The following is a 2,500-nucleotide window of genomic DNA, read 5'->3' on the forward strand; positions in this document are numbered from 1 at the left end:
GCTTGTGTTTGATAGACCTGGCGACGACCTACTCTCCCGCGCCTTAAGACGAAGTACCATTGGCCCTGGCAGGCTTAACGACCGAGTTCGGAATGGGATCGGGTGGGGACCAACCGGCATAGCCACCAGGTCAATCAAACACAAGTTACGCACTTCAAAGTGTCCCTGGGCTTGCGGCCTACGGTCCTTGTGAAGTGGGTTAAGCGAGAAGACATTGTATGCACAGTGAACGACTGTGTGTGTTGTGTATCAATGAGTTTTGCTGAGGGAACGATCAAGCCGATCGGATTATTAGTACCGGTTAGCTTCACTCCTCACGGAGCTTCCACACCCGGCCTATCAACGTGGTAGTCTTCCACGATCCTCAGCGAGACCTTGTTTTGAGGTTAGTTTCCCGCTTAGATGCTTTCAGCGGTTATCTATTCCATACTTAGCTACCCTGCTGCGCGGCTGGCGCCACGACAGGTCCACCAGAGGTATGTCCATCCCGGTCCTCTCGTACTAGGGACAGATCCTCTCAAGTCTCGAACACCCACGGCAGATAGGGACCAAACTGTCTCACGACGTTCTGAACCCAGCTCACGTACCACTTTAAATGGCGAACAGCCATACCCTTGGGACCTGCTCCAGCCCCAGGATGTGATGAGCCGACATCGAGGTGCCAAACTTTGCCGTCGATATGGACTCTTGGGCAAAATCAGCCTGTTATCCCTAGAGTACCTTTTATCCGTTGAGCGATGGCCCTTCCACGCAGGACCACCGGATCACTATGGCCGACTTTCGTCTCTGCTCGACTTGTCAGTCTCGCAGTCAGGCGGGCTTATGCCATTGCACTCATCGAACGATTTCCGACCGTTCTGAGCCCACCATCGCGCGCCTCCGTTACACTTTGGGAGGCGACCGCCCCAGTCAAACTACCCACCACGCCATGTCCCGGATCCTGATGTAAGGACCGCGGTTAGACGTCAACAGCAATAAGGGTGGTATTTCAAGGATGGCTCCACCGAGACTGGCGCCCCGGTTTCATAGCCTCCCACCTATCCTACACATGTTGCTGCTAACGCCAAGGCGAAGCTATAGTAAAGGTTCATAGGGTCTTTCCGTCTGACCGCGGGAACCCCGCATCTTCACGGGGAATTCAATTTCGCTGAGCCTATGCTGGAGACAGTGGGGAAGTCGTTACGCCATTCGTGCAGGTCGGAACTTACCCGACAAGGAATTTCGCTACCTTAGGACCGTTATAGTTACGGCCGCCGTTTACCGGGGCTTCAATTCGCAGCTTGCACCACTCCTTTTAACCTTCCGGCACCGGGCAGGCGTCAGACCCTATACGTCGCTTTACAGCTTCGCAGAGCCCTGTGTTTTTGATAAACAGTCGCTACCCCCTGGCTTGTGCCACTTAGTACTGCTTGCGCAGAGTAAGTCACGCTTATCCCGAAGTTACGCGTGTAATTTGCCGAGTTCCTTCAGCATAGTTCTCTCAAGCGCCTTGGTATACTCTACCTGACCACCTGTGTCGGTTTCGGGTACAGTCTATGTATGAGTTATTTCCAGGGACAACTTCGCTGCTGGGAACAATCCAATAAGCCCCAACAACTTACGCCATCCGTCACTTCATACTGGCTCCGGAATATTCACCGGATTCCCATCGACTACGCCTTTCGGCCTCGCCTTAGGGGCTGGCTAACCCTGCGCAGATTAGCTTTACGCAGGAACCCTTGGTCTTTCGGCGAGAGTGTCTCTCACACTCTTTATCGCTACTCATGTCAGCATTCTCACTTCCGATACCTCCAGCCAACCTCACGATTGACCTTCTCAGGCTTACGGAACGCTCCGCTACCGCTCACTTACGTGAACCCATATCTTCGGCGCATGGCTTGAGCCCCGTTACATTTTCCGCGCAGGATCGCTTGATCAGTGAGCTGTTACGCTTTCTTTAAAGGATGGCTGCTTCTAAGCCAACCTCCTGATTGTCAATGCAATCCCACATCGTTTCCCACTTAGCCATAACTTGGGGGCCTTAGATGATGGTTAGGGTTGTTTCCCTTTTCACGACGGACGTTAGCACCCGCCGTGTGTCTGCCAGATAGTACTCTTAGGTATTCGGAGTTTGGTTAGTATTGGTACAGCTCGCGCCGCCCGCAACCATCCAGTGCTCTACCCCCTAAGGTATTCATCTGACGCTCTACCTAAATAGATTTCGCGGAGAACCAGCTATGTCCAGGTTTGATTGGCCTTTCACCCCTATCCACAAGTCATCCCAGAATTTTTCAACATTCACGGGTTCGGACCTCCAGTTGGTGTTACCCAACCTTCATCCTGCTCATGGATAGATCACCTGGTTTCGGGTCGTCATGCGACGAACTTAACGCTCTATTCAAACTCGCTTTCGCTACGCCTACACCTAACGGCTTAAGCTTGCTCGGCACATGAAGTCGCTGACCCATTATACAAAAGGTACGCCGTCACGCCGCTTGGGCGCTCCGACTGCTTGTAGGCT

The 2,500-nt window shown here is 53.0% G+C and carries 2 rRNA genes (1 of these 2 cut by a window edge); both read right to left on the reverse strand.

The annotated features are described in order from the left end of the window. Positions 1–15 precede the first annotated feature (15 nt). Positions 16–130, reverse strand: a 5S ribosomal RNA gene (gene rrf, locus PQU92_RS18670). A 140-nt stretch (positions 131–270) separates the two neighbouring features. Continuing rightward, a 23S ribosomal RNA gene (locus PQU92_RS18675) occupies positions 271–2,500 on the reverse strand (it continues 558 nt past the right edge of the window).

The organism is Asticcacaulis aquaticus, assembly GCF_028550415.1.
GTDB lineage: Bacteria > Pseudomonadota > Alphaproteobacteria > Caulobacterales > Caulobacteraceae > Asticcacaulis > Asticcacaulis aquaticus.